The organism is Pseudokineococcus sp. 5B2Z-1, assembly GCF_037482305.1.
In the GTDB taxonomy this organism is placed as follows: Bacteria; Actinomycetota; Actinomycetes; order Actinomycetales; family Quadrisphaeraceae; genus Pseudokineococcus.
This window is the reverse complement of record NZ_JBBHZG010000004.1, coordinates 320,892-342,380: the sequence shown is the minus strand read 5'-3', so window position 1 is coordinate 342,380 and position 21,489 is coordinate 320,892. Positions and strand designations below refer to the sequence as shown.

Below are 21,489 nucleotides of genomic sequence, written 5' to 3'. Positions count from 1 at the left end.
CGCGCGCGGGGCACCGGCGGCGGGCGCGAGCCCGTCCGCGGCCGGTGCTCCGACCGGGCGCCGGACGGGCGAACCGCGCCCCTCGGCGACGTCCGGCGGGGCAGGATCCCCCCGTGAGCACGTCCGCCGGCGCGCGACCCCGCGAGCGGGTCCGGCTCCTGCCCCGGCCCGACCGGTGGGGGCCGGAGCCCGGGCCGCGGCGCCTCCTCGTGGGCGCCGCCGGGCTCGGGGCGGTCGGTGCGCTCGCGGGGGCGGCGGCCGTCGCGACCTCGCCGTCACCGTCCGTCGTCGCCGCCTGCGCGCTGGCGGGGGTGCACCTCGCGGCCCTGGGCGTCCTCGTCGTCCGGGCCCGGGGCGGCAGCGAGCGGGCGACCTGGCGCCTCGTCCTGGCCGCCGGCCTCCTCCTCGGCGTGGCGAGCGCACCGCCGGTTTCCGTGACGACCTTCCCGCTCATGTCCGAGCTGGCCGTCCTCGGGGTCTCCCTCGGGTCGCTGCTGCTCGTCGCCGCCCAGGTGCACCTGGTCCGCGTCCGCCTGCGGGCGGCCGGGCTCTACGGGCTCTTCGACGTCGTGGCCGGCTTCCTCACCAGCGCGGCCCTCACGTGGGCCCTCCTCGCCGGGTCGGTCCACGCCACGACCGGCCTGTCGACCTGGCAGTCCTGCCTCGTGCTGCTGCCCGCCGTCGTCTCCCTGCTCTCGTGCGCCTTCGTCGTGACGAGCACGACCCTGTCGGGCGGGTGGGCCGACGGGCGGGTGCGAGCGGTCGTCGCGGCCTCGACCGTCCTCCTCGTGGGGACCTGGGGGGCGGCCGCCGCGGTCGCCGCCAGCGTCGAGGAGGACGCGATCCGCGCCGGCCTGGCGACGTGCGCGGTCCTGGTGACCGTCCTGCTGGCCCTCGCCGCCGCGCTGCCCCGGCCCCGGTCCGTGCAGCGCCGGCCGGAGGACCAGCGGGCCGCCGTCATCGGCCCCGTCGTCCTCACCGTCGTCTGCCTCGCCGTCCTGCTCGCCGGCCAGACCCGCCCGGTGCTGCTGCCGGCGGCCGTCGCGGCGGCCCTCGCGGTCGTCGTGGTCCTGGGGAAGGTCGTCGTGCTCCTCGGCACCCTCACCGCCTACCAGCGGGCCCGCCGGGAGGCCGACACGGACGACCTCACCGGCCTCGGCAACCGCCGGGCGCTGCGCGAGCTGCTCGACCGCTCGACGACGGAGCCCACGGCCGCGGTCCTCCTCGACCTCGACGGCTTCAAGGCGGTCAACGACGACCTCGGCCACGACGCGGGTGACGACCTGCTGCGCCTCGTCGCCGAGCGGTTGCGGGCCTCCGCCGGGCCGGGCGAGCACCTCGTGCGCCTGGGCGGCGACGAGTTCGCGCTGCTCCTGCCCGGTGCGGGCGCGGACGACGGCGCCGCCCGGGCCCGCGGCGCGGTGGCCGTCCTCACCCCGCCCTTCGCCCTCGCGCGCGGCGAGGTGGTGGTGGGCGCGAGCGCCGGCGTCAGCGCGAGCCCGGACCACGGGCCCGGGGGCGACGAGCTGCTGCGGCGGGCCGACGCCGCGATGTACGTGGCCAAGCGGGGGCGCGGGGGCGTCGTCGTCCACCCGGCCGAGGAGCGGTCCACGGCCGGTCGGCCGACCTGAGCCCGTCCGCGCCGGCGGCGCGCCCGGCCGCGGCGGGTCAGGCCAGGGCCTCGACCTCGACCCGCTCGGCGAAGGCCTCGACGGCGGCCCGGTCCCCCGTGCCGTGGCCCTGCCGGGCGACGCTCACGACGCCCGCGGCCGTCGCGGTGCGGACGGCGTCGAGCAGGTCGGCGCCCTGCGCCAGCCGGGCGGCGACGGCGCCGCACAGGGCGTCGCCGGAGCCCCGCGTCTGCGCCGGCGTCACGTCCGGCGCGCGCAGCCGGTGAGCGGCGCCGTCCCCGGTGAGGAGCAGGCCCGGCTCGCTGGAGCACGTGACGACGACGGCCCGCGCCCCGCGCTCCTGCAGCTCGCGCGCCGCCGCGCGCAGCGCGTCGACGTCGTCCGGCGCCACCTCCTCGGCGGGCAGCTCGTCGTGGGCGACCTTGAGCACGTCGACCCCGCCGGCGAGCGCGGCGTCGAGCTGGGCGCCGGAGAGGTCGGCGACGACGACCAGCCCCTGCGCCCGCAGGTCGCGCGCCAGCCGCTCGTAGACGTCCGCCGGCAGGAGGTCGGCGGGCTGGCTGCCGGCCAGCACGACGACGTCGCTCGCGAGCGCCGAGGTGAGCACCGCCGTCACGAGGTCGTCGACCTCGTGACGGGTGAGGGCGCTCGGGGCGTCGGCGACGCGGTCGCCCGACTCGGCGTCCGTCGCGTCGCGCTCGCCGCGGTGGTCGAGGACGACCGTCGTGGTGTCCGCGCCGATGCCGACGACGGACAGGCCGAGCCCCTCCGCCTCGAGCAGCGCCCGCAGCGCGACGCCGGACTCCCCGCCGAGGGGCAGGCACAGCTCGACCTCGGCGCCGAGGGTGCGCGCCATCCGGCCGACCCACGCGCCCTGGCCGCCGGTGTGCAGGTGGATCTCCGTGGTGCCGTCCGGCGCGGGCTCGACGAGGACGCGCAGCTCGGGCGAGGGGGCGAGGACGGTGACGCGGCCGGTCCCCCGGCCTGCCGTGCGATCGGTCGTGCGGGCGGCCACGGGGCTCCTCGGGGACGGGGGTGGGGCGTCAGGCGGGCGGGACGAGCCGCCTGATCGTGCCGGGCCGCAGGACCGTCGGCGAGCCGGACCGCGCGCGCTCAGCCGCCCGGGGACGGCGAGCCGGGCTGCTCCGTCGTCAGCAGGAGGAGCCAGTCGCGCGGCGTCCGCACGAGCGCGTACCGGCGGGGCGCGGACCGGCCGTGGAGGGTGAGCACGAGGCGGCGCTCGTCGCGGCTGTGCTCCTCCCACCAGCCGGTGTCGGCGACGGACTTCTCGTCGTCCTCGTAGCCGAGGTGGTCGAGGTCGTGGTCGGGCACGGCCACGGCGAGGCGCCGCTCCCCCGCCCGCTGCGGCAGCCCGCGCGGCAGCGCCCACGAGCGCAGGGCGCCGCGCTCCTCGAGCCGCAGGTCGAGGTGGTGCGTCGGGCGCCGGTGGTCGTGCAGCACGAACGCCGGGCGGGCGGGGTCCACCGCCCGAGTGTCGCGCGCGGGGCTGCCGCGCCACCGGCGCCGGGGGCACGAGACCGACGGACGGCGGGACGAGCCCGACGAGACCGACGGACGGGGGCTGCCGCGCCGACGGACGACGTCGTCCGTCGGTCTCGAGCCTGGCGTCGACGTCCGGCGCCGCTCGTCCGCCCGCCGTGGTCGGATGCCGTCACGGCGCCCGAGACCGCGGCGCCCCGCCCCCGACCGGGGAGGCTCCATGGCCACCGCTGACGACGCGGGCGCCCCGCCCGCCCGCCGATCTCGCCGCGACGGCCCCGCCGACCCGGGCCGCCGCACCGTCCTCGCCGGCGCCCTGCTCGGGGCCGGCGCCGCGGCGTCGCTCGTCGACCTCTTCGTCTTCCACCTGGCCCTGCAGTGGCACCACTTCTACGACCGGTCGACGCCGACCGTGTCGATCACCTCCGACGCGTTCTTCCACGCCGCCGCGTGGACGGCGTCCGTGTGGGGTGTTCCTCCTGCTCGACGTCCGCCGTCGCGGCCCGGTGCCCTGGCGGCGCTGGACCGGGGCGGTGCTCGCGGGCGTCGGCGGCTTCCAGCTCTTCGACGGCGTCGTCGACCACAAGCTGCTGCGGATCCACCAGGTGCGCTACGACGTCGCGGCGCTGTGGGTCTACGACGCCGCGTGGATCGGCTCGGCCGTGCTCGTCCTCGTCGCCGGGCTGCTCGTGCTGCGGCGCGCCCGCCCGGCCGGGGCATCACCCCGGGCGCCGCGCGGGGGCCGCTGAGGGTGGGCGACCACCACGGCACCGGAGCCGGCGCGCTCGACGTCGCGGGCGCGGGCTGGGCCGCCGTCGAGCTCGGCGCCCTGGCCGTCGTCCTCCTCGCGTGGGCGCTGCACAGCGCGGGACGGCGGGCGCTGCAGGGCCATGGCCGGGGCCGAGGCCCGTGGCCCGCGCACCGGACGGCGATCTTCGCCGGCGGGCTCCTCTGCGTCGCGGCCGCCCTCGTGGGCCCCCTGGCGCGGGCGGCGCACACGAGCTTCACCGCGCACATGGGCGCGCACCTGCTGCTGGGGATGCTCGGCCCGCTGCTGCTCGCCCTCGGGGCGCCGGTGACCCTGGCGCTGCGCGCCCTGCCGGTGCGCCGGGCCCGGGCGCTGGCGCGCCTGCTGCGCACCCCGCCGGTGCGGGTCCTCGCGCACCCCGCCGTCGCGGCCCTGCTGGCCGGGGGCGGCGCCTGGGCGCTGTACAGGACCGACCTCTACCCGGCGATGCACGCCTCACCGTGGGTGCACGTCGCCGTGCACGCCCACGTGCTGGCCTCCGGGTACCTGCTCGCGGCGTCCCTCGTCGGCGTCGACCCCGACCCGCACCGCGCGCCGGTGGCCGTGCGCGCGGGCGTCCTCGTCGTCTACGTCGCTGCGCACACGCTCCTGGCGAAGCACCTCTACGCCGCCCCGCCGCCGGGCGTCGACGTCCGCGACGCCGAGGTCGGCGCCCGGCTCATGGCCCACGGCGGCGACGTCGTCGACCTCGCGCTCGCCGTCCTCGTCGCGCACGGCTGGTACCGGGCGACCGCGCCGCGGGGTCGCGTCGCCCCGCGCCCCGGGGCGGGGCGGGTCCCGACGTGCCCCGCGGACGCACCCCTGCCACCGTCGACGCCGCCCCGGGCGGTCGGCCCGGGAGCCCGGTCGAGGTGAGCGGAGGAGCTGCCCGTGGAGTCCGACGTCGTCGTCATCGCGCTGGCGGTGCTGGCCTTCTCGCTGCTGGCGGGCCGTCTCAGCGGGTCCGTCGTGACGATGCCCATGGTCTTCACGGCCCTCGGGCTGCTGCTGGGGCCCGGCGTCCTCGGCGTCCTCGACCTGCAGGTCGACGACGAGCTCGTCAGCGTGCTGGCCGAGGTGACGCTCGTCGTCGTCCTGTTCACCGACGCCTCGCGCATGGACCTGCGCACGGTGCTGCGCCACCACGGCCCGGCGCTGCGGCTGCTCGGCCTGGGGCTGCCGCTCGCCATCGCCGCGGGCGTCGGCGTGGGCGTCCTGCTGCTGCCCGACCTGCCCGTGGCCGCGGTGGCGCTGCTGGCCGTGGCCCTCGCCCCCACGGACGCCGCCCTCGGCCAGTCCTTCGTCAGCGACGTCGTCCCGGCGCGCGTGCGGCAGACCCTCAACGTCGAGAGCGGCCTCAACGACGGCCTGGCGGTGCCCTTCCTCACCGTGGCGCTCGACCTCGCCGCCCGCGACGCCGGCTCGGTCGGCGGGTACGTCGTCCTGCTCCTGCAGCTGGTCGGCCTGGGCGTGGGGGTCGGCGCGCTCGTCGGCTGGCTCGGCGGGCGCCTGCTGGAGTGGAGCGCCGGGCGCGACTGGGCGACCGAGACGACGCAGCGCCTGGCCACCATCGCCCTCGCCGCGCTGGCCTACGGCGGCGCCGAGCTGCTCGGCGGCAACGGCTTCGTCGCCGCCTTCGCCGCGGGCCTCGTCGTCGGCACCAGCGCCCGCTCGCTGCTCCCCCGCACCACCGAGTTCGCCGAGGCCGAGGGCCAGCTGCTCACGCAGGTGACCTTCCTGCTCTTCGGGGCGGTCGTCGTCGCCGACGTCCTCGGCGCGCTGGACTGGCGCGTCCTCGTCTACGCCGTCCTCAGCCTCGTGCTCGTGCGGCCGGTCGCCGTCGTGCTCTCACTCCTCGGCAGCGGCCTGCGACCCCGGACCGTCGGCTTCGTCGCCTGGGCGGGCCCGCGGGGGCTGGCCTCGATCGTCTACGCGGTGATCGTCGCGGACGCCGGCGTCCCGGGCGGCGACGACGTCTTCGTCGTCGCCGCGACGGCGATCCTGCTGTCGATCTTCCTGCACGGGCTGAGCGCGGCCCCGCTCAGCGCCCGCTACGGCGCCTCGATGCAGGGGGTGGGCGTCGGTGCCGTCGAGCACCGGACGGCCGGGCACCTGCCGCTGCGGCTGCCGGCGCGGCGGCGAGGCGACAGCTCGGCCTGACCGTCGACCGGAGCGGCCGCCGGCCCGTCTCACCCGGACGGCTGACCGATCCCCCTGCTCACGCGATCGCCTGCGCCCGTGGCGCTGCACGACCGATCATCCGGCGTGCCCTCCCACCCAGCCCGCCTTCTCACAGGCGCGGTCGCCGCCCTCGCCTGCGCGACCACCGCCCTCGTCGGCCTGCCCGCCTCGGCGACGACCGCCACCGCGGTGCCGCCGTCGGTGAGCATCGTCACCCCCCGGTCCGGGCCCGTCTCCGGCACCTTCGACGTCGTCCTCGACGTCACCCCCGGTGACGCCCCGCCGTCGGCCGTCGACCTGCGCCTGTGGTGGAAGCACGAGGTCCACCGCGACCTCGGGCCCGAGTGCGCCGAGGGCTGCCGCGTGGTCCTGCCCGTCGACCTGGACTCCTGGCAGCCCTTCGTCGGGGACCGGGACCCGCTCGCCTTCTACCCGGACCGCATGGAGGTCTCGGTCACCGACACCGCGGGGTCCACGGGCGACGACGCCGTCACGGTCAGCCAGGTCGTGCACCCCCCGTCGATCCTCACCGTCCTGCGCACCGGCGACTGGGGCGTCCGCGGCGCGCAGCCCGCGGAGGTCGTCGTGACCGGCACCAGCGTGGACGTGACGGCGGCGCTGTCGACGGGCGGCCGGGCCGAGGTGGGCGTCGTCGAGGCCCGGCTCTCACCGAGGGCGCCGTCGGGTGCGACCGCCGTCCGGAGGGTGGTCGTCGACCCCGTGCCCTACGGCGACACCGTCTTCCCCGGTCTGCGCGGGGACCTGTCGGTGCCCGTCGCCGACCTGGCCGAGGGCTGGTACGACCTCGTGGTCCGGGCGACGTCGCCCGGCGGCGCCTACGGCCCCGGCTGGCGGACGCAGGTGCTGGTGCGCCGCGCGCCCGACGCCGCGTGGAGCGGGTCGCTCGAGCTCGACCGCGGCCAGCCGCCCGGCCGCACGCTGACCGTGCAGCGGCTCCGCACGGACGGCGTGGTGCCGGGCGTCGTGCGCGTCGTCGTGCGCCCGACGAGCGCCGGCGCCGGCCCCGCGCTCCAGCGGGACCTCCCCTTCGCCGACCTCCGGTGGCCCGTGCCGGTCGGCGACGCCGACAGGTACGACGTCCAGGTCGACGGCTACGCCCCCGCACCCGGCACCTACGCGACGACCTGGCAGCTGCTCGACACCCGCGGCCGCCCGATGTCCGAGGCGTCGACCGCCACCATGCGCGTGACCGGTGACGCCGACGTCCGCTGGCAGGCGCCGACGGGCGAGCAGGCGCTCACCGGCCTCGCGGTGCCGGTGCGGGCCACGGTCACCGCCCCGCCCGGGCGGACCGTCACCGGCTGCCTGGTCGAGGTGACCTCGCCGGACCGCACCAGCGGCTGGTCGAGCGGGGAGCTGTGCGGCGGGTCGCGCGGCGGCGCGGTCGCCACGCCGAGCTTCTCCTTCACGCCGACCTCGCAGGGCCTGCACTCGGTGACCCTCTACTACACGCTCTCGGGCGGCCTCGGCCGCACGGCGAGCACGACGACCACCGTCGGCAGCCCGGTCCGCATCTCCACGACGGTCCCCGACCTGGTGCACGGACAGCGGGTCGGCGCCGTCGCGCTCGTGCAGGAGAGCCGCGGCCCCGGCCGGCAGCCCGTCCCGCTCGCCCACGCGGAGGTGCGCTTCCAGGTGCGGTGGGCGGGCACGACGCGCTGGCTCGACGCCGGTACGGCGGTCGCCGGCGCGGACGGGCGCGCCTCCCTCACCGTGCGCCCCGGCCGGAGCGGCGCCTGGCGCGCCCTGACGCGCAGCGGCGGCGACGCCCGGGACCCTCTCGTCGTCAGCCGGGAGGACGCCTCGGTCGTCCGCGCGGCGGTATCCCTCCCCTCCGTCCCGCCGACGGCCACCGCGGGCCGCGCCGTCACGGTGCAGGGGACCGTCGGTCCTGGCGACGCGGAGCCGAAGGTCCGCGTGCAGGTCGTCCAGCACGGCTCGAGCGCCTGGCGCGACGCCGCCGTCGTCGCGCCGTCGGCCGGGAAGGTCAGCGCCCGCGTGGTGCTGCCCTCGCGCGGCCGCTGGTACGTGCGCGTCGTCCGGCCCGCCACCACCGCCGTCGCCCAGGGGATCTCGCCGAACGCGAGGGTCGAGGTCCGCTGACGCGCGCGTCGCGAGGAGCCGGAGGCGAGTTCAGGCGGGCGGCCCGGCGCCCAGCAGCCCCTGGTGGTCGAGGACCCGCCAGAGCCACTCGGCGACCTCGCCCGCGGGCGCGTCCGGCGCCCGCTCGACCCAGGCCGTGACGACGCCGAGGGCCAGGCCGGAGATGGCCCCGGCGGTCACGGTCAGCGGGACCCCGGGGACCTCCTCGGCGCCGCCGACCAGCGCGTCACCGACGATGGCCTCGACGCGGCGGCGCACCCGGCCCGCCGCCAGGGCCGAGCCGTGCTCCCCGAGGACCCGGCGGTAGAGGTCGGCGTTCTCCTCGACGTGGGTGAGGTAGGCGAGCAGCGCCCCGCGGGCGCGGGCGAGGTCGCCCGGCGACGTCCAGACCACCGGCTCGTCCGCCTCGGCGCCCGACCGGGTCCCGATCTGCTCGCCGGCGGCGGCCGTGGCGGCGTCGAGGGCGTCGGCGAGCAGCGTGTCCTTGTCGCCGTAGTGCTGGTAGTAGGTGCTGCGGTTGACGCCGGCCCGCTCGGCGACGTCGGCGACGGTGATCTCGTCCAGCGGCCGCTCACGGGCGAGGGCCAGCAGGGCCTCCTGCAGGCCCTGCCGGGTGCGGGCGACGCGCGGGTCCATGCCCGGAGTGTCGCACCCGGGCGACCTCCCGCACGACACGTGTTGTCTACCCGACAGGTGTCGTTTACCGTCGTACCGCTCGACGGCGAGCGCCACCGCCCCTGCGCTCGGAAGGCACCACCGTGGCCCATCTGCTCCACCGGCTCGGCACCTCGGCAGCACGCCTGGGCTGGCGCGTCGTCGTCGCCTGGGTCGCCGTGCTGGCGCTGGGCGTCGGCGCCTTCCTCGCCTTCGGCGGCACCCTCGTCTCGACCTTCTCCATCCCCGGCACCGAGACCGACCGCGTCGCCGCGCAGCTCGCGGAGGAGGTGCCGGGCGCCAGCGGGGCCACGGGCACCGTGGTGCTCCGCACCGAGGACGGGCAGCCCTTCACGGGCGAGCAGGAGGCGGCCGTCGCCACGGCCCTCGACGACGTCGCCGGCCTCGAGGGCGTCGCCAGCACCGTCGACCCCTTCGCCTCGCAGGACCAGATCGAGCAGCAGCGCCAGCAGCTGGCCGACGGCGCCGACCAGCTCGAGGCGGGGCGCGCCGAGCTGGAGTCCGGGCAGGAGCAGCTCGACGCCGGGCGCGAGCAGCTCGAGGCGGGGCAGGACCAGCTCGACGCGGCGGCGCAGCAGCTCGAGGAGGCGGGCCTGCCGCTCAGCGCCGCCCCCGACCTCCAGGCCCAGCAGGACCAGCTCGACGCCCAGCGCGCGCAGCTGGACGCGCAGCAGGAGCAGCTCGACGAGGGCCGCGCCGAGCTCGAGGCGCAGGGGCGCCAGCTCGAGCTGGGCCAGGAGCTGGCCGACCTGTCCTCGGGCATCCGCACCGTCTCGCAGGACGGCGCCACGGCGCTGGCGGTCGTGCAGTTCACGCAGGACCAGTTCTCGCTGCCGGAGGAGGTCCGGACGGGCGTCGTCGACCACCTCGAGCAGGCCGACCTGCCGGGCGTGCAGGTCGACGTCTCCTCCGAGATCGCCAACTCGACGGACGGCATCCTCGGGCCGGGCGAGGTCATCGGCGTCGTCGTCGCGGGCGTCGTCCTGCTCGTCATGCTCCGCGGGCTGCTGCCCGCCGCGCTGCCGATCGTCACCTCGCTGACGGGCGTCGGCATCGGCGTCACCGCCTCGCTGGCCTTCTCCGACGTCGTGCAGATGGCCTCGGTGACGCCCGCCCTCGGCGTCATGCTCGGCCTCGCCGTCGGCATCGACTACTCGCTCTTCATCATCAGCCGGCACCGCCGGCAGCTGCGCGACGGCGTGGGCGTGCGCGAGTCCATCGGCCTCGCCAACGGCACGGCCGGCAGCGCCGTCGTCTTCGCCGGCTCCACCGTGCTGCTCGCCCTCCTGGGCCTCAACGTCACCGGCATCGGCTTCCTCGGCACGATGGGCACCGTCGGCGCCGTCTGCGTCCTCGTCGCCGTCCTCATGGCGGTGACCTTCACGCCCGCGGTCCTCGGGCTCCTCGGGCACCGGGTCCTCGGTCGCGGCGGGCGCCGCCACGAGGCCGCCCACGTCGACCCCGCCCGCCCGATGAGCACGACGAAGGCCGTCCTCGGCGTGGTCCTGCCCGTCGTCGCCCTGCTCGTCGTGGCCGTGCCGGCGCTGTCCATCCGCCTCGGGCTGCCGAGCGGTGCGCAGGAGGCCGAGGACACCACCGCCTACCAGGCGTACACCGCGGCCGCCGAGGCCTTCGGGCCCGGGCAGAACGGCCCGCTCGTCGTGACGGCGGACCTGCCGGAGCCGGTGGCCGAGGACGACGAGCTGGCCACCCAGGTGGAGGTGGCCCAGCAGGTGGCCGCCCTCGACGACGTCGTGGCCGTCGCCCCCGCCGGCGTCTCGGCGGACCGCTCCTTCTTCGCCTTCCAGGTGGTGCCGGAGGACGGCCCCTCCAGCGCCTCCACCGAGCAGCTGGTGCAGGACCTGCGCTCCCTCCAGCCGACCGTCGACACCCTGCCCGCGGGCGCGGACGGCGAGGTCCAGGTCGGCGTCGCGGGCGCCGCCAGCGGCAACATCGACATCTCCGACCGGCTGGCCGAGGTGCTGCCGCTCTACCTGGCGGTCGTCATCGGCCTGTCGCTCGTGATCCTCGTCGTCGTCTTCCGGTCGCTGCTCGTGCCGGTGCTCGCGACGGCCGGCTTCGCGCTCTCGCTCTTCGCCGCCCTCGGCGCCGTGACGGCCGTGTACCAGTGGGGCTGGCTGGCCGACGTCTTCGGCGTCACGACGCCGGGCCCGGTGCTGAACTTCGCGCCGCTCCTGCTCGTCGGGATCCTCTTCGGGCTCGCGATGGACTACCAGCTCTTCGTCGTCTCGGGCATGCGCGAGGCCCACGTCCACGGCGAGCCGGCGCGGCGCGCCGTCATGGTGGGCCTCCGCAGCGGGCGCCCCGTGGTCGTCGCGGCCGCGATCATCATGGTCTCGGTCTTCGGCGGGTTCGTGTTCTCCCACCTCGCGGCGGTGAAGCCCATCGGCTTCGGCCTGGCCACGGGCGTGCTCTTCGACGCCTTCGTCGTCCGGCTCGTGCTCGTGCCCGCCGTCATGCACCTCGTCGGCCGCGGGGCGTGGTGGCTGCCCCGGTGGCTCGACCGCGTGCTGCCCCACGTGGACGTCGAGGGCTCGGCCCTCGAGCGCGAGCACCCGCGCACCGACGGCGAGCGCCCCGCCGACGCGCAGGGCGGCGACCCGCGGCCCGCCGCGGTGACGAGCGGCGCCTGACCTCCCGCACGACCACCGGCGCACCTGCGGCGCCTCAGCCGGCCGGGAGGAGCTCCCGCTCGGCGAGGCGCCGCAGGTGCTCGTGCATGGTCCGCGGCGTGCAGCCCGGCGTGCCGGTGAGCAGCTGCACGGCCAGGCCGTCCGCCAGCGCCATCAGCGCCACCGCCACCCGCTCGGGGTCCACGTCGGCGAAGCGGCCCTGCTCCACGCCGTGGCGGACGGCCTCGGAGACGAGACGGCGCCAGTGCAGGTGGAACTCGCCCTGCACCTCCCGCAGCTCGGGGTGCACCGCGGCCTCGCCCGAGACCTGGAGCCACACGGACCACTCGTCGCGGACCTGGCGGCTCGACGGCACCTGCAGCTCGAGGACGCGCAGCACCCGCTCCCACGGGTCCTCGAGCCGCTCGACGTCCCGCCGCTGGCGCTCGAACGCCCGCTCGACGCAGCGCATGAGGGCCTCGAGGACGAGGACGCGCTTGCTCGGGAAGTGGTGGTGGACGGCCGCCGGGCTGGTGCCGCAGCGCTCCGCGACGTCGGCGAGGCGGAGGCGGGAGTAGCCGCGGCGCGCGACCAGCCGCCAGGTCGCCTCGAGGATCTCCTCGCGACGGCGGGCGTCGCGCGGCGCAGCGGTCCGGCGGGGTCGGGGCCGCGGCCCGCTCCCCCGGCCGCGGACGAGCCAGCCGAGGCCGACCCCGGACCGCTCGGCGACGGCCGCCAGCTCCTCCGGCCGGAAGCGCCGCACCCCCGTCAGCGACTTCGACAGCTTGACCGGGTCCATGCCGACCGCGGCGGCGTACTCCCGCTGCGTGCCCTCGGCGTCGCGGACGAGCTCGCGGACCCGCCGCCGCACGTCCTCGCCACCGCTCTCCACGTCCCGACGGTAGGCGCCCGCCGTTGCGATCCTCGCATCGCGCGTTCGGGGGGCGCCCCGGCCCGCACCTACGTTCGTGGGCACCGACGACATGCCGCCGCGCCCGCCGCGGGCGGCCCGCCCACGTCCCGTGGAGGTCGACCGGATGAACCGCGACGTCATCCTCACCTGCGCCCTGACCGGCGCCGGTGACACCACCGCCAAGAACCCGCACGTCCCCGTCACGCCGCAGCAGATCGCCGAGTCCGGCGTCGAGGCGGCGAGGGCGGGCGCCGCCGTCGTCCACGTCCACGTGCGCGACCCGGAGACCCGCCAGGGCTCGCGCGACGTGGCCGCCTACGCCGAGGTCGTCGAGCGCATCGAGGCCAGCGGCGTCGACGTCGTCGTCAACCTCACCGCCGGCATGGGCGGGGACCTGCAGGTCCCCGACGCCGACCCGCTGGGCTCGGGCCCGGGGACCGACCTCGTCAGCGCCCGCGAGCGCCTCGCGCACGTCGAGGAGATCCGCCCCGAGATCTGCACCCTCGACTGCGGCACGCTGAACTTCGGCGACGGCGACATGACCTACGTGAGCACCCCCGAGATGCTCCGCGCGGGCGCCGCCCGCATCCAGGAGCTCGGCGTCAAGGCCGAGATGGAGTGCTTCGACACCGGCCACGTCCGGGCCGGCAACCAGCTCGTCGCCGAGGGCCTCATGGACGCCCCCGCGCTGTACCAGCTGTGCCTGGGCATCCCCTACGGCGCCCCGGCCGAGCCGCGCGTCGCGCAGGCCATGGCCGACATGGTCCCCGCGGACGCCAACTGGGCCGGCTTCGGCATCGGCCGGATGCAGATGCCGATGGTCGCGCAGATGGTGCTGCTCGGCGGCAACGTCCGGGTGGGGCTGGAGGACAACCTCTACCTGTCGAGGGGCGTGCCCGCGACCAACGCCCAGCTCGTCGACCGGGCCCGCACGATCATCGAGTCGATGGGCGCCCGCGTCCTCAGCCCCGCCGAGGGCCGCGAGAAGCTCGGGCTGGCACCCCGTGGCTGAGCCGCTGGCGCTGCGGCCCCCGCAGGAGGTCCGGACCGTCGCGTGCGTCGGCACCGGCGTCATCGGCGGCGGCTGGGTGGCCCACTACCTCGCCCGCGGCTACGACGTCACGGCCTGGGACCCGGCCCCCGAGGGCGCCGAGCGGCTGCGCCGCCAGGTCGACGCCGCGTGGCCGGCGCTCACCGAGCTCGGGCTCGCGAGCGGCGCCTCCCGGGACCGCCTGCGGGTCACCACGGACCTCGCCGACGCCGTCCGCGATGCGGACGTCGTCCAGGAGAGCGCCCCCGAGCGGCTCGAGCTCAAGCAGGCCCTGCTGGCCGACCTCGACGAGGTCGTGCCCCCGGACGTCGTCGTCGCGTCCTCGACGTCGGGCTACGGCATGACCGAGATGCAGGTGCGGTGCGCCCGCCCGGAGCGCTTCGTCGTCGGGCACCCGTTCAACCCGCCGTACCTCGTGCCGCTCGTCGAGGTCGTGGGCGGTGAGCGCACCGACCCGGCGGTGGTGCGGTGGGCCGCCGACTTCTACGCGCGGGCCGGCAAGAGGGTCATCACGCTGGACGCCGAGCTGCCGGGCTTCGTGGCCAACCGCCTGCAGGAGGCCGTCTGGCGCGAGGCGCTGCACATGGTCGCCGAGGGCGAGGCGACCGCCGAGCAGATCGACGCGGCCGTGGTCGACGGCCCCGGCCTGCGCTGGGCCCTCATGGGGCCCGTCCTCACGTTCCACCTCGCCGGGGGCGACGGCGGCATGGCGCACATGCTCGACCACTTCGGCCCCTCGCTCGAGGAGCCGTGGACGCGGCTGGCGGCGCCGCCGCTGACGGACGACCTGCGGGACCGCATGGTCGCGGGGGCCGAGGGCGAGGCCCGCGGCCGCACGGCCGCCGAGCTCGTCGCCGAGCGCGACCGCGGCCTCATCGCCGTCCTGCGCGCGGTGGAGTCCGTGCGCGCGGCCGAGGGCGCCGCCCGGTGAGCGGCCCCCGGCACCCGCCGGAGACCCCCCTCGTCCACGCCGAGGACGTCCGCCCGGAGTGGCTGGACTACAACGGCCACCTCAGCGAGGCGTACTACGTCCTCGTCATGGGCCACGCCACGGACGCCCTCATGGACGCCACCGGGCTCGACGCCGACTACCGCGCCGCCACGGGCTGCTCCCTGTACACCGTCGAGGCGCACGTGCGGTACCTGCACGAGGTCCGCGGCGACGCCCGGCTCACCGTGCGCACCCGCGTGGTCGGCCTCGACGACAAGCGCGTGCACCTCGTCCACGAGATGCACGCCGCCGTCGCGGGGCGCCCCGGGGGCGACGGGCCTGTGGCCACCGAGGAGGTGCTGGCCCTGCACGTGGACGGCGCCGCGGGCCGGGCCGCCCCCCTCCCGGCCGAGCGGCGCGCCGCGCTCGGCCGGCACCTGGCGCCGGCGCCCGCGCACGCGCACCGGGCGATCCGCGAGGTCGGCGCCCCGGTGGCGTGACCGCGCGGCCGACCGGCGCACCCCGCCCGCCGAGCTCCCCACCGACCGGCGCACCCCCCGACCGAGCGCCCGGAGGCCCCCGAGGCCTCGGGGGCGCGAGGTCCCTGCGAAGGAGGCACACCCTGGACGGACCACCAGCCCGCCCCGGCCGGAGCACCCGGCCCCCCGGCTCCCCGCACGGGAGCACCCCGACCCGGCGGCTCGCCGCCCGCCCCCTCGACCGCCGCAGCGTCCTCGGCCTCGGCCTCGCCGGCGTGGGCGCCGCAGTCCTGACGGGCTGCGGCTCCGCCGCCATCCCCGGCGCCGAGACGGGGGGAGCAGCGGCGCCGCCCGCGGCGGCCGCCTGCGCGTCGGCGTCGTCGGCGGCTCGCTCAACGACACGCTGGACGCGCACTCCCCGGTGACGCACCCCGACCAGGCCCGCGTCATCAACCTCTACGACACGCTGCTGGCCTTCGACAGCGACTACCGGATCCAGCCCGCGCTCGCCGAGTCCGTGGAGCCCTCGGAGGACGCCACGCGCTGGACCGTCCGCCTCCGCGAGGGCACCACCTTCCACGACGGCCGCCCCATCACGGCCGACGACGTCGTCGCGACGCTCGCGCGCATCACCGACCCGGACGACCCCAAGGGCGGCGCCAGCGGCCTGTCGGCCCTCGCCGGGGGCGGCATGCGCGTCCTCGACGCCCGCACCGTGCGGCTCGACCTCGCCACCCCCGACGCCTCGCTGCGCGACCAGCTCGCGCAGTACGGGAACGGCGTCGTGCCGGCGGACTACGACCCCGAGGCGCCCGTCGGCTCGGGCCCCTTCCGCCTCGTCTCCTTCCAGGCGGGCCAGCGCAGCGTCTTCGAGCGGCACCCCGGCTACTGGCGCGAGGGCCAGCCGTACCTCGGCGAGCTCGAGGTCATCGACTTCCCCGACGACACCGCCCGGGTCAACGCCCTGCTGGGCGATCAGGTGGACGCCATCGACCAGCTCCCGTCCCCCCTCACCGAGGTCGTCGGGGCCGACCCGGCCCTCGCGGTGCTCCAGAGCCGCACCGGCGCCTGGCTGCCCTTCACCATGCGCGTGGACGTCGCGCCCTTCGACGACGTCCGCGTGCGCCAGGCGCTGCGCCTCGTGGTCGACCGCCAGCAGATGGTCGACCAGGTGCTCTCCGGGAACGGACGCGTCGCCAACGACCTGTACGCGCCCTTCGACCCCGCCTACGCCTCGGGGATCCCCCAGCGCGAGCGCGACGTCGAGCGGGCCCGGGCGCTGCTGGCCGAGGCCGGCCAGGAGGACCTGCGGGTCGAGCTCGTCACCTCCCCCGTCGCCGCCGGCCTCGTCGAGGCCGCGCAGGTCTTCGCCGCCCAGGCCGCCGACGCCGGCATCACGGTCGACGTGCGGCAGGTCGACACCGGCGTCTTCTACGGCGAGCAGTACCTGCAGTGGCCCTTCGCGCAGGACTTCTGGTTCACGCGCAACTTCCTCCCGCAGGCCAGCGCGGGGAGCCTGCCGGACGCGCCGTACAACGAGACCCACTGGGCGGACCCGGAGTTCGTCGAGCTCGTCCGCCGGGCGCGCGCGACGACGGAGGACGCCGAGCGCGCCGAGCTCGTCCGCGCGGCGCAGGAGGTCGAGCACGAGCGCGGCGGGTACATCGTCTGGGGCTTCAACGACCAGGTCGACGCCTACAACGTGCGCCTGTCCGGCCTCGAGGAGGACCTCAGCGGCATCCCGCTGTCGGGCTACCGCTTCCGCGCCGTGTCCTTCGGGGACGCGGGCGGGGTCGGCCAGCAGGACGACGAGCAGGACGGCGCGGGGGGTGGTGCCTGATGGCGCGGCTCCTCCTGCGACGGCTCCTCGTGGGGCTGCTCATCCTCTGGGCGGTCTCGGTGATCGTCTTCCTCGCGACCAAGGCCCTGCCCGGGGACGCGGCCCAGGCCGTGCTCGGCCGGCAGGCCACGCCCGAGCGGCTGGCCGCCGTGCGCGAGCAGCTCGGCCTCGGCCAGCCCGCGCTCACCCAGTACCTCGAGTGGCTGGGCGGGGTCCTCACCTTCGACCTCGGCGACTCCTTCGCGACGGGCCAGCCCATCGCCGAGCTCCTGCAGCCGCGGATCGCCAACTCCCTCGTCCTCATGGGCGCGTCCGCGGTCATCGCCACCCCGCTGGCCGTGGCGCTCGGCACGTGGAGCGCGCTGCGCCGCGACTCCGCCGTCGACCACGTCACCTCCACGGGCACGCTCGTGCTGGCGTCCATGCCCGAGTTCGTCGTCGGGGTGCTGCTCGTCCTGCTGCTGTCGACCGGCCTGCTGCACGTGCTGCCGGCCGTCTTCGTGGCCACGGAGCCCGGGCCCATCTGGGTCGACCCGGCGCAGCTCGTCCTGCCGGTGCTCACGCTCGTGCTCGCGGTCAGCCCGTACATCACCCGGATGATGCGGGCGACGATGGTCGAGGTCCTCGAGAGCGACTACGTCCAGCAGGCGCAGCTCAAGGGCCTGCCCCGGCGGACCGTCCTGTGGCGGCACGCGTTCCCCAACGCCGTCGGCCCGGTGGCCCAGGTCGTCGCGCTGCAGCTGGCCTGGCTCGCCGGCGGCGTCGTCCTCGTGGAGTTCCTCTTCCGCTTCCCGGGCGTCGGCTTCGCGCTCGTCGACGCGGTGGGCAACCGCGACGTCCTCGTCGTCCAGGCCCTGGCGCTGCTCGTCGCCGCGCTCTACGTCGTCGTCAACATCCTGGCCGACGTCATCGGCATCGTCACCAACCCGAAGGTGAGGACCGCCTCGTCATGACCGCCACCCCCCACGCCCGACCCGCACCGCGCCGCGCCCTCGCGCCGGCCGCGCTGCGGGGCTCCCTCCTGGGCCGCGCCTGGCCCCTGCGGCGCAGCCGGATCGGGTGGGCCCTCGTGCTCCTCGTCCTGCTCGTCGCCTTCGTCGGCCCCTACCTCGCGCCCTTCTCCCCGACCGAGTTCGTCGGCGCCCCGTACACGGCGGACGTCGCCGGGACGCTGCTGGGCACGGACGACCTGGGCCGTGACGTCCTCACCCGCTTCCTCCACGGCGGCCGGTGGCTCCTCGCCCTCGCCGCCGCCGCCACCGTGCTCGGCGTCGGCGTCGGCGCCGCGGTCGGCCTGCTCGCCGGCTACCGCCGAGGGGTCCTCGACGAGGTCCTCATGCGCAGCAGCGACGTGCTGCTCGCCTTCCCGCAGGTCGTCATCGCCCTGCTCTTCCTCGCCGCGCTCGGGCCGCAGAAGTGGCTCCTCGTGCTGCTCGTCGCCGTCGGGCACGCCCCGCGCGTCGCCCGCGTGGTGCGGGGCGCCGCCCTGTCCGTCGTGGGCCGCGACTTCGTCGAGGCCTCCGAGTCCGCCGGGACGCCGGTGCGGACGATCCTGCGCCGCGAGGTCCTGCCCAACGTGACGGGGACGCTCATGGTCGAGCTCGGCCTGCGCCTCACCTACTCCATCGGGATCCTCGCCGGCCTCAGCTTCCTGGGCCTGGGCCTGCAGCCGCCCGCGGCGGACTGGGGCCTGATGATCAACCAGAACCGCATCGCCCTCACCGTGCAGCCGTGGTCGGTCGTCCTGCCGGTCGCCGCCATCGCCGTGCTGACCATCGGCACCAACCTCATCACCGACGGGCTGGCCCGCGCCTCCGCCGGGCTCGACCAGGGAGTGCAGTCATGAGCGCCGTCCCCCCGACGACCACCGGCCCGACGCCCACCCCCCCGACGCCGTCCGCGGCGGAGGCCGCGGCCGCGGCCGTGGAGGTCACCGGCCTGCGCGTGGACGGCACGCCCTCGCACGCCGCGATCATCGACGAGGTCGAGCTGCGCATGCGCCGCGGCGAGGTCCTCGGCGTCGTCGGCGAGTCCGGCTCCGGCAAGAGCACCCTGGCCCTCGCCCTGCTGCGCTACCTCAAGCGCAGCACCGAGCTCGTCGCCGGCACGGTCAGCGTGGGCGGGGAGGACCTCACCGCCCTGGACGACGCCGGGCTGCGCCGCGCCCGCGGCCGGTCGGTGGCCTACGTGCCCCAGTCCCCCGCCGCGTCCCTCAACCCGGCCCTGCGGATCGGCACCCAGCTGCGCGAGTGCCTGCCGGGCGGCTCGTCCGAGCGCGTCCGGGAGGTGCTGCGCGAGGTGGCCCTGCCCGACGACGGGGCCTTCCGGCGCCGCTACCCCCACCAGCTCTCGGGCGGGCAGCAGCAGCGCGTGGCGCTCGCCATGGCCTTCGCCGCCAGGCCGTCCCTCATCGTCCTCGACGAGCCGACCACGGGCCTCGACGTGACGACGCAGAAGCACGTGCTCTCCACGGTCCGCGGCCTGTGCGCCGAGCACGGCGTCGCCGCCGTCTACATCAGCCACGACATCGCCGTGGTCGCCGACATCGCCGACCGGGTGGCGGTCATGTACTCCGGCCGGCTCGTCGAGGTGGCGCCGACGGCGGAGCTGCTGGCGGCGCCCCAGCACCCCTACACCGTCGGCCTGCTCGGCTCGGCGCCCGACCCCGCCGGGGAGCGGGCCGCCCTCGCCGTCCCCGGCGTCGCCCCCTCGCCGCTGCAGCGGCCGCGGGGGTGCGCGTACGCGCCGCGCTGCCCCGTCGCCGTGGACGCCTGCTCCGACGCGCCCCCCGCCGCGGTGGAGAACCGCCCCGGCCAGTGGTCGCGGTGCCTGCGCCCCGGCGAGCACCGCCTGGAGCCCCGGCGCCGCGACGACGGGGCGCGCCTGCGCGTCGCCCACGCCGCCCGCCCCGTCGTCGCCGTGCGCGACCTCGTGGCCTGGTACGACCGCAGCGCCCCCGTGCTGCGGGGCGTCGACCTGGAGGTCCGCCGCGGGGAGTGCCTCGCCCTGCTCGGGGAGTCCGGCAGCGGCAAGACGACCCTGTCGCGCAGCGTCGCCGGGCTCCACCGGCGCCTGCGGGGGGCGGTCGAGCTGGACGGCGAGCCCCTGGCCGCGGGTGTCCGGCGGCGCACGTCCGAGCAGCGCCGACGGGTCCAGTACGTCTTCCAGGACCCGTACGAGTCGCTCAACCCCCGCCGGACGGTGCGCGAGATCGTCACGGCCCCCGTGCGCCAACTGCTGGGACGCCGCCCCGACGAGGCGGAGCGCGTGCGCGACGTGCTCATGCGGGTCTCGCTGCGGCCGGAGCACGCCGACCGGCTCCCCGGCCAGCTCAGCGGCGGCGAGCGCCAGCGCGTCGCCATCGCCCGGGCGCTGGCCGTCGAGCCCGACGTGCTCGTCTGCGACGAGATCACCTCGGCGCTCGACGTCTCGGTGCAGGCCGCCATCACCGACCTGCTGGCCCACCTCCAGCGCGACCTCGGCCTCACCATGCTCTTCGTCACGCACGACACGGCGCTGGTGCGCGACGTCGCCCAGTCCGTCGCCGTCCTGTCCCGGGGCCGGCTCGTCGAGCACGGCCCGGTGGACACGGTCTTCACCGACCCGCAGCACGAGTACACCCGCACGCTCATGGCCGACACCCCCCGGCTCGACCTCGCCGGGGCGCTCGCGTGAGCCCGGCTCCCGGCGGCGGGCTGCCGCGCGAGGTCGACGAGCGCCTGCACCCGGAGTCGCGGGAGCTGCTCGCCGAGCTCGGCGCGGCGCCCCTGCCCGGGGACCCGGCCTTCGACCTGGCCCGCTCCCGCCGCGAGGTGACGGCGGGCGCACCGCCCCCGACGGCCGCGGGCGCACGCTGCCGGACCCGCGACCTCGCCGTCGCGGGCGTGCCGTGCCGGGTCTACCTGCCCGGTGGGGAGGGCGCCCCCGCGGGCACCGTCGTCCACGCGCACGGCGGCGGCTTCGTCGAGGGCGACCTCGAGAGCCACGACGCCGTCTGCCGGGAGGTCGCCGTCGCGTCCGGCTGGGCCGTGGTGGCGGTGGACTACCGCCTCGCGCCCGAGCACCCCTTCCCGGCGGCGCTCGAGGACCTCGAGGCCGTGCTCGCGGCCGTGGCCGCCGGCGGGGTCGGCGGCGCGGACAGGGTCGGCGTCGGGGTCGGGGCCGGGGTCGGGGTCCCGGCAGCGCCGCTGGCGCTGCTCGGGGACAGCGGCGGCGCCACGCTCGTCGCCGGCGCCTGCCTGCGCGCCCGGCGGCGCGAGCGGGCCGGCCGGCCCGTGCCGCGCGTCGCGCTGCAGGTGCTCGTCTACCCGGGGAGCGGCCCGGCGCCCGCGTCGCCGGAGCTCGAGCGCGGGCTGGGACTGAGCCCCGAGGCGCGCGACTGGTACCAGGCGGCCCACGTCCCTGACCCGTCGCAGCGCGGGCTCGAGGAGGTCGTGCCCCTGGCGGCCGCGTCCTTCGCCGACCTGCCGCCCGCCGTGGTCCTCACCGCCGAGCTGGACCCGCTGCGCGCCGGCGGGGAGGAGCACGCCGCCCGGATGGCGGCCGCGGGGGTGCCCGTCACGTCCGCCCGCCTCGGCGGGGTCGTGCACGGCTTCTGGCGGCGACCGGCCACGCAGCCGACCGCCCGCGCCGCCGTCGACCTCGTCGCAGGAGCCCTGCGCCGCGCCGGCTGACGCCGGCCCGGGGACGGCGCACCGGCGTCCCCCACCGCGCCGTGGAGCCCGTGGGCGGGCCGGGGGCGCCC

17 protein-coding genes and 1 pseudogene are annotated in these 21,489 nt (G+C 77.4%); 14 read left to right on the top strand and 4 right to left on the bottom strand.

Annotated elements, in window-relative coordinates; genetic code table 11:
* Positions 1–113 precede the first annotated feature (113 nt).
* A complete protein-coding gene (locus tag WDV85_RS12360; protein ID WP_339570905.1) occupies positions 114–1,631 on the top strand; it encodes a GGDEF domain-containing protein in 1,518 nt (505 codons plus the stop codon).
* A 37-nt stretch (positions 1,632–1,668) separates the two neighbouring features.
* Here the strand turns inward: WDV85_RS12360 and WDV85_RS12355 are convergent, their stop codons facing one another.
* Positions 1,669–2,646, bottom strand: coding sequence for a 1-phosphofructokinase family hexose kinase (locus WDV85_RS12355; RefSeq protein WP_339570904.1), 978 nt, complete (start codon positions 2,644–2,646; stop codon positions 1,669–1,671).
* 98 nt (positions 2,647–2,744) lie between these two features.
* On the bottom strand, positions 2,745–3,116 hold the full coding sequence (locus tag WDV85_RS12350) for a DNA polymerase ligase N-terminal domain-containing protein (protein ID WP_339570903.1): 372 nt from the start codon (positions 3,114–3,116) through the stop codon (positions 2,745–2,747).
* 181 nt (positions 3,117–3,297) lie between these two features.
* Between WDV85_RS12350 and WDV85_RS17165 the strand changes: the two are divergent.
* The 4 genes and pseudogenes from WDV85_RS17165 (at position 3,298) to WDV85_RS12330 (ending at position 8,223) form a co-directional block, all read left to right on the top strand.
* A pseudogene (locus WDV85_RS17165) lies at positions 3,298–3,880 on the top strand (DUF2243 domain-containing protein).
* A gap of 2 nt (positions 3,881–3,882) precedes the next feature.
* Positions 3,883–4,794, top strand: a complete 912-nt coding sequence (locus WDV85_RS12340) for a cytochrome c oxidase assembly protein (protein WP_339570901.1) — start codon at positions 3,883–3,885, stop codon at positions 4,792–4,794.
* Between the two features lie 15 nt (positions 4,795–4,809).
* Positions 4,810–6,078: a cation:proton antiporter domain-containing protein gene (locus WDV85_RS12335; RefSeq protein WP_339570900.1), complete on the top strand. Its 1,269-nt coding sequence runs from the start codon at positions 4,810–4,812 to the stop codon at positions 6,076–6,078.
* 105 nt (positions 6,079–6,183) lie between these two features.
* A complete protein-coding gene (locus WDV85_RS12330; protein WP_339570899.1) occupies positions 6,184–8,223 on the top strand; it encodes a hypothetical protein in 2,040 nt (679 codons plus the stop codon).
* Positions 8,224–8,253: 30 nt separating this feature from the next.
* On the opposite strand, the gene WDV85_RS12325 is transcribed toward WDV85_RS12330, so the two are convergent.
* Entirely contained in the window at positions 8,254–8,859 is a 606-nt protein-coding gene (locus WDV85_RS12325) for a TetR/AcrR family transcriptional regulator (protein WP_339570898.1), read from the bottom strand.
* 122 nt (positions 8,860–8,981) lie between these two features.
* Between WDV85_RS12325 and WDV85_RS12320 the strand changes: the two genes are divergently transcribed.
* Positions 8,982–11,552 carry an MMPL family transporter gene (locus WDV85_RS12320; protein ID WP_339570897.1) on the top strand — a complete coding sequence of 857 codons (2,571 nt, stop codon included), beginning with the start codon at positions 8,982–8,984 and terminating at the stop codon, positions 11,550–11,552.
* A gap of 34 nt (positions 11,553–11,586) precedes the next feature.
* On the opposite strand, the gene WDV85_RS12315 is transcribed toward WDV85_RS12320, so the two are convergent.
* Positions 11,587–12,423: a TetR/AcrR family transcriptional regulator gene (locus tag WDV85_RS12315; protein ID WP_339570896.1), complete on the bottom strand. Its 837-nt coding sequence runs from the start codon at positions 12,421–12,423 to the stop codon at positions 11,587–11,589.
* A 145-nt stretch (positions 12,424–12,568) separates the two neighbouring features.
* Between WDV85_RS12315 and WDV85_RS12310 the strand changes: the two genes are divergently transcribed.
* The 8 genes from WDV85_RS12310 (at position 12,569) to WDV85_RS12275 (ending at position 21,418) form a co-directional block, all read left to right on the top strand.
* Positions 12,569–13,456, top strand: a complete 888-nt coding sequence (locus WDV85_RS12310) for a 3-keto-5-aminohexanoate cleavage protein (RefSeq protein WP_339570895.1) — start codon at positions 12,569–12,571, stop codon at positions 13,454–13,456.
* Positions 13,449–14,426, top strand: a complete 978-nt coding sequence (locus WDV85_RS12305; protein ID WP_339570894.1) for a 3-hydroxyacyl-CoA dehydrogenase NAD-binding domain-containing protein — start codon at positions 13,449–13,451, stop codon at positions 14,424–14,426. Before WDV85_RS12310 ends, WDV85_RS12305 begins: the two co-directional genes overlap by 8 nt.
* Positions 14,423–14,926, top strand: a complete 504-nt coding sequence (locus WDV85_RS12300) for a thioesterase family protein (RefSeq protein WP_339570893.1) — start codon at positions 14,423–14,425, stop codon at positions 14,924–14,926. Before WDV85_RS12305 ends, WDV85_RS12300 begins: the two co-directional genes overlap by 4 nt.
* 400 nt (positions 14,927–15,326) lie before the next feature.
* Positions 15,327–16,745: an ABC transporter substrate-binding protein gene (locus WDV85_RS12295; protein ID WP_339570892.1), complete on the top strand. Its 1,419-nt coding sequence runs from the start codon at positions 15,327–15,329 to the stop codon at positions 16,743–16,745.
* A complete protein-coding gene (locus WDV85_RS12290; protein WP_339570891.1) occupies positions 16,745–17,698 on the top strand; it encodes an ABC transporter permease in 954 nt (317 codons plus the stop codon). The genes WDV85_RS12295 and WDV85_RS12290 overlap by 1 nt, the downstream gene beginning before the upstream one ends.
* Complete coding sequence (locus WDV85_RS12285) at positions 17,695–18,591, top strand: ABC transporter permease (protein ID WP_339570890.1); 897 nt, start codon at positions 17,695–17,697, stop codon at positions 18,589–18,591. The genes WDV85_RS12290 and WDV85_RS12285 overlap by 4 nt, the downstream gene beginning before the upstream one ends.
* Positions 18,588–20,420 (top strand): ABC transporter ATP-binding protein, encoded by a 1,833-nt coding sequence (locus WDV85_RS12280; RefSeq protein ID WP_339570889.1) that lies wholly within the window; start codon positions 18,588–18,590, stop codon positions 20,418–20,420. Before WDV85_RS12285 ends, WDV85_RS12280 begins: the two co-directional genes overlap by 4 nt.
* Positions 20,417–21,418, top strand: coding sequence for an alpha/beta hydrolase (locus WDV85_RS12275; protein WP_339570888.1), 1,002 nt, complete (start codon positions 20,417–20,419; stop codon positions 21,416–21,418). Before WDV85_RS12280 ends, WDV85_RS12275 begins: the two co-directional genes overlap by 4 nt.
* Positions 21,419–21,489 lie beyond the last annotated feature (71 nt).